Here is a 5,503-nt window from a genome sequence, read left to right on the forward strand (position 1 = left end):
CGCTTGAGCTGATCGAGATGAATTTCACGCGCGGCGGCGTTCTGGAACCAGGAATCGTTGGCCTGACGGGAATCCATGGGATCAAAGCTCTTGTTACAAAGCTTAACCCCATTTGCTGAGGCGTTCAGTTGCCCGTGGCCAGGAGATTGCGCACCCCTGGGGTTGGGTCCAGCCAGAGGGCCCCGTCGCCGAGGGATGCTCCGGTTTCCGCCACGCTGCCTTGTTGTTGGATCAGGCCACTGAGGGCGCCTCCAAAGCGGATGTCCCCGCCGGAGGTGCTGGCCAGCACTGTTTTGGGTTGAAACCGTTCCATCAGTTCCGGAACCACCTGATGACCTTTGACGAAGGCGCCCACCCCGGGCAGACCGAGGTCCACCATCGGTGTGATCACCGCATCCAGTGGTTCAGCGGCGAGGTCGGGGTCGAGGAAACCGTGTGGTTCGAGATAAAGCCGTCCCGCTGGATGCCGGAGCAGATAGCCGTTCTCCACCATCGGGACCGGTGCCCCTGCACTGGCCTGGATGCTGAGGTCGCTCACCTGGCACTGCTGTCCGGGTTTCAGGCTGGTGATGGTTTGGAAACCGAGGCGTTGGACGACCGCAGCGGCGGCCGCTGAGCCGACGATGGGTAGATCACGGGGCAGCCGTTCAAGCGTGGCCGGGTGGGCATGGTCGGCCAGCCCCTGGGTGAGCAGCAGCAGATCCAGTTGGTCAGGAATCGCCTGTTCCTCGGGCAGCTCTCCGTGCAGGAACCAACGTCCGGGTGGAAAGCTCAGGCTGCCCCGCAGCCAAGGGTCGACGAGCACCCGAAGCTGATCAAATTCCAGTAGCCAGCCATTGGCTCCGTAATACGTGGCGGCCAGGGTCATGGGGATGCCTGCCGTTCGCGGCAGGCGCTGCACAGTCCAAAGAATTCAAGCGTGTGAAACAGCAAATCGAAGCCCTGACGGGCATCGACTGGCACCTCCATGGCATGGATCGGACAGTGATCGAGGGCCATGGTTTCGCCACAGTCCACGCAAGTGAGGTGGTGACGATCACGCTCGACCGGTGCATACATCGCCTCCCCGGTGGGGAGGTGGCGACAGCGAATCAACCCTTTCTGTTGGAGTTGACGCAGGTTGCGATACACCGTGGCCAACCCCATGACGGAGGGCCCGGAGGCCAGAGAGCGGTGCAGCTGTTGGCCCGTCATTTCGTCGCCGCAATCGTCGAGAGCGGCGAGCAGCGCTTGTTGGCGCGTATTCAAATCCTGGCGGGAATCGGTCATCGCCTCAAAGGTGCACGAGCCATCGACCACCCAAGCCCAGTAGCAGCATCACCATGCTGCCAAGCAGCCAGGTGCGTCCGTTCTGATTGAGCAGCCGCCTCAGCATCACAAGGGCTGTTCCCAGGCCAATGCTGATCGCCAGAGACTGACAAAAACCGATGACATGGGGATCGGCTTGCCACTGCGGCCATCCAGTGGGAAGCACCGTGCCGGCTTCCGCCATGCCGATCGGTAGATGCCGTGCCAGTAACAGAGCCCAGAGCAAGGGGAGTGCCGCGTACAGCCAGCGGCGGTTGACCCAGAGGCCGAGGACGGACGGTAGGGCCAGGGCGAGTGCCGCGATGCTCAGCCGTGGCAGCAACGGTCCCTCATGGAGAGAGAGCGGCGTCAAGGGCAGCCAGCCCAGCAGACGATCCCAGTGGTGCAAACAGATGCCCCCCGCCAACACCAGGATCAAGCCCCGTTCGCCCTCCGGTGTGTGCATGTCCCTCTGCAGATCAGCGGCTGGGGGGCGCAGCCGCAGTTGAACCGAACGGTTGGGACAGGCCTGGGCGCAGCTCATGCAAAGCACGCAGTTGCGGTTGTCGGTGAGATGGGCTGGGTGGGTGCCCAGTGGACAGCCGTCCGTCTCCAGCCCTTCGCCTTCGGCCGGTCCGCCCTTGAAGCAGGCGTAGCTGCTGCAGCTGCCGCTGCAGGTGCCGGATTCAGCTCTGAGTTCAAGGATGGAGAGCTTGGCGAACAGACCGTTCATTCCACCCACGGGGCAGAGATACCGGCACCAGAACCGTTTTTCAAACAACGTGGATCCCACCACGGCTCCCGCCGTGATCAGCAGCAGCAGACAGCTGCTCAGCCAGGCGGTGTTCTCCAGGTTCCAGACCTCTTCCCACAGCAGGATCAATCCAAAGCCGGCGGCCAGAACCGGTGACGCCCAACGGTCGAGATCACCGTGCGGCCAGATTCGCTTGCGCCAGGGTGTGAGCTTTTGGGTGATTGAGCCCCAGACCATGAAGGGGCAAATCGAACACCAGAGGCGTCCGACCAAGGGATAGGTGAGCAGGATCAGCGGCCACCACCAGGCCCAGAACAGGATGAGGATCGGATTGTCCGCACGCGTCTGTGGGCCCAGCCAGAGCCCGAGGTTGGCCACGACGAACATCCAGCTGACCAAGCCGTAGAGCAGCACTGTCCAGAGCCGGCGCGACCGCATCAGCTGGCGCAGCCAAGGTTTCCAGCGCCAGAGATCAAAGCGCGCCACATGTTCATCACGCTCCAGCCAGAAGGCCGCTTCCGGCAGCACCGGTGGGTGTCCCTGCGGCGGTTGCAGGCGCACCTGCCGTAGGGCTCGCTGCACCAGCGTGTCGAGTTCGTTGAGATTGTCCGCGAAGGCATGGTTCTGCAGGCGCCGCACCACGGCATCGGGCAGTTCTGGGGGCCGACTCCAACCCAGCCCAGGGGCGTGTTGGCGGATCAAATAGCGCATCCAATCGCCGAGATCCGAGCGCCGGACACGCAGCGGCGGCACACGTATCTGCGCGGTGATGCCATCGAAGCTTTTCAGACAGCTTTCTGCTGTGAACAACACCCGGCCTTGAAAGCTCTCGCATTCACCCCGTGCCATCGCCAGGAGGTGGTCCCGGAGGTCGGTGTTGAGCTGATCCACACCGCTGATCAGCAGGCTGTGCTCGCCGAGGTCATCGAGCAATCGACGGCCTTGACCTTGGAGATCTGCAGCCTCGAAACGCACCAGCAGCTGTCGTCGACTGGAGGAGCCGAAATGGACCAGGGCGGCGAGGTTGTCTTTCTCAAGGCCCGGTTCGCCACTGATCAGGATGGGTCGCTGTTCGGGGTCATTGGCCGCATCGAGCAGTTCGCTGCGCAGGCGTTTGGCGTAGCGGCTGTTGCCGACGACTCCGCGACGGGCTCGACCCAGGACGTACGGGGCCAGACGCTCCAGCCGTTGCAGGTCATCGGGCATCGTCGATCAGCTCCTGGCTGAGGGACCACAGCCGTTGCCGTTGCGCTGGCTCCAGTGCCGCCGGGGCGATCCGGCATTGGCGGGGATAGCCCCGAAGACCACCCAATCCATCGGGTCCGTAGTGCTCACCGCCCTGCGCCGAGAGCGCTGTTGCCGCATGCAGTTGGGGCAATGCGCCCATGGCTGGACTTTGAAACAGTGGCCCCATCAGCTGATAGCTCAGCGCTTCCAAGGGTTGTCCTGAACTGGCCAGCGCCGTCGGTTGCAGATTGGTTTTGGCCAGGCCCGGGTGGGCGGCAAGGGATTGAACGGGGCTGTTCCCTTGGCGCAGGCGGCTGTCCAGTTCCAGCGCAAACATCACGTTGGCCAGCTTGCTCTGGGCATAGGCGCCATAGCGGTCGTAGCGCTGCGACCAGTTCAGATCGTCCCAGCGGATCCGGCCGAAGTACTGGGCGCCGGAGGTGACCGTGACCACCCTCGGGGCCGGGGACGATGCCATCAGCGGCAGCACTCCCAGGGTGAGGGCCATGTGGCCCAGATGGTTGACGGCGAGCTGCCACTCATGGCCCTGGGCACTCGTGCGCCGTGGGGGGGCCATGACGCCGGCATTGTTGATCAGCAGATCCAGCCGGCTGTGGCGGTGCTGCAGCTCTTGCACAGCGTTATGAACCGAGCGCAGATCACCCAGGTCCAGCGTTAAGGCCTCGAGGTCCGAGCAGCCTTCAGCTTGCAATTGATCCCTGGCGGCCGCGGCTTTGTTCGGATCCCGGCAGGCCATGACGACCCTGGCCCCTTTGCGGGCCAGTTGACGCGTGGTTTCAAGTCCGAGGCCGATGTTGGCCCCGGTCACCAGGGCCAGGCGACCCTCCAGGGACGGGATGTTGTCGGCGGACCACCCCATCCCGCATCACTCCTCAGGGAACAGCAGTTCGGCGAGTTCGTCTGGATCGACGTCGTAGACGCGGGCAAGGCTGGTTTCGATCGCACTGGTGACTTCGCCGGGAAGAAAGCGCATTGAATTGAGCGCATCCTCCGCGATGTCGTCGGTGAGCAATTTGTCCTCACTCTCCAGTTTTTCGTCATTGATCACGGCCATGACCCAGCTTTGGTAGGCGTAGACCAGATCGGCAAACTCCAGCTCGGGATCGTTCAGGTCCAGGGCCATGGTGAAAACAACCGGTCCTCACAGTCTGACCTCTTGGAGGAGAGGATGACGGCCATGGACACCGCTGAAGCCACTGGCCTGCAGGCCACCTTGTTTGATTTCGCGATTGCGGAGCTTGTTCGTCAACACCGCGAAAGCTTTCAACCGTTATGGACGGTGGAGAGCTGGGTCAAGTTGCTGATCTGGCTGTCGCTGAATTGCGGCAGCTCCGGGGATGAAGCCGGGATGGCCCGTTTCGTCGATGCGCTTGGACCAAGCCTCACCACCCGGATGCGGCGGGTGTTCTTTGAGCGGGAGCTGGAGGCCCTCGATCTGCAGGTGATGGCCGATCCGGCTGAGCAGCAGGTGCTGGTGTTGCCGATGGGTCCCGGTGTCCCTCTCGATCTGGAGAGCGCTGCCACGGTGATGGAGCAGGTTCAGTTGCAAGGCCATGTGGTGGCTGACCGGGAGCGCTGGCAGCTGCTCGATGCTGTGGTGGTGATTCCTCGCGTGGAGGCTGCGGCATGAACCTGATCGGGCGCTACAGCAATCCCGGTTACGCCTCGGTGGCGGATGCGGTGTGTGAGTTCTTCGAGCGCCGGGTGGATTTGCAGCGGCCTGGCGTGGCCTTCGGGCCCGAGGGTGAGGGGGAACCGGCGAAACAGAGCACCGACATCAGCCTGGTGGCGATTGATCGCTCGGAACCCGAATCCTTTGCCCTCTCGCAACTGATCCTTCGTGGGGTGACGGCCGGCTTGGAGCGCTACTTACAGGAGCGGCCGTTGTTCCGGCAGTGCTGCCCGCAGCAGAGCCTGTTTGTGAATCCGATCTTCAACCTCCAGCACTACGCCCCGGGGGAGGGGTTCAAGCGCTGGCACTGCGATTGGACCATCAGCGATGAGGCCACCGAACCGGTGCACCGGGTGTTGGCTTGGATTCTCTATTGCAACGACGTTGATGAGGCCGGAACTGAGTTTCACTGGCAGGACCACCACGAACCGGCGGAGCGGGGCAAGTTGGTGATCTTTCCCGCCGGGCCGTCCCACATTCACCGGGGCCGGGTCAACGAGAGCGCCAGCAAGCTCATCGCCACCGGTTGGATCAATGCTGGC

General features: G+C 63.2%; 7 protein-coding genes. 2 read left to right on the forward strand and 5 right to left on the reverse strand.

Going from position 1 to position 5,503, the window contains the following annotated elements:
• Positions 1-124: 124 nt before the first annotated feature.
• From ACGVKB_RS10400 to ACGVKB_RS10420, 5 genes are read right to left on the reverse strand one after another with little or no spacing between them, the layout of a single operon-like run.
• Positions 125-868: an MBL fold metallo-hydrolase gene (locus tag ACGVKB_RS10400; RefSeq protein ID WP_392351667.1), complete on the reverse strand. Its 744-nt coding sequence runs from the start codon at positions 866-868 to the stop codon at positions 125-127.
• Positions 865-1,269, reverse strand: a complete 405-nt coding sequence (locus ACGVKB_RS10405; RefSeq protein WP_392351668.1) for a transcriptional repressor — start codon at positions 1,267-1,269, stop codon at positions 865-867. The genes ACGVKB_RS10400 and ACGVKB_RS10405 overlap by 4 nt, the downstream gene beginning before the upstream one ends.
• A gap of 4 nt (positions 1,270-1,273) precedes the next feature.
• Positions 1,274-3,247, reverse strand: a complete 1,974-nt coding sequence (locus ACGVKB_RS10410) for a 4Fe-4S binding protein (protein ID WP_392351669.1) — start codon at positions 3,245-3,247, stop codon at positions 1,274-1,276.
• Positions 3,237-4,148, reverse strand: coding sequence for an oxidoreductase (locus ACGVKB_RS10415; protein ID WP_392351670.1), 912 nt, complete (start codon positions 4,146-4,148; stop codon positions 3,237-3,239). Before ACGVKB_RS10415 ends, ACGVKB_RS10410 begins: the two co-directional genes overlap by 11 nt.
• Positions 4,149-4,154: 6 nt before the next feature.
• Entirely contained in the window at positions 4,155-4,412 is a 258-nt protein-coding gene (locus ACGVKB_RS10420; RefSeq protein WP_392351671.1) for a hypothetical protein, read from the reverse strand.
• Positions 4,413-4,466: 54 nt separating this feature from the next.
• On the opposite strand from ACGVKB_RS10420, the gene ACGVKB_RS10425 reads away from it, so the two are divergent.
• Positions 4,467-4,919 (forward strand): protein phosphatase, encoded by a 453-nt coding sequence (locus ACGVKB_RS10425; protein ID WP_392351672.1) that lies wholly within the window; start codon positions 4,467-4,469, stop codon positions 4,917-4,919.
• On the forward strand, positions 4,916-5,503 hold a 588-nt coding region (locus ACGVKB_RS10430; protein WP_392351673.1), incomplete at its 3' end, for a 2OG-Fe(II) oxygenase. The genes ACGVKB_RS10425 and ACGVKB_RS10430, both read left to right, overlap by 4 nt.

This window comes from Parasynechococcus sp. (genome assembly GCF_042954325.1).
GTDB lineage: Bacteria > Cyanobacteriota > Cyanobacteriia > PCC-6307 > Cyanobiaceae > Parasynechococcus.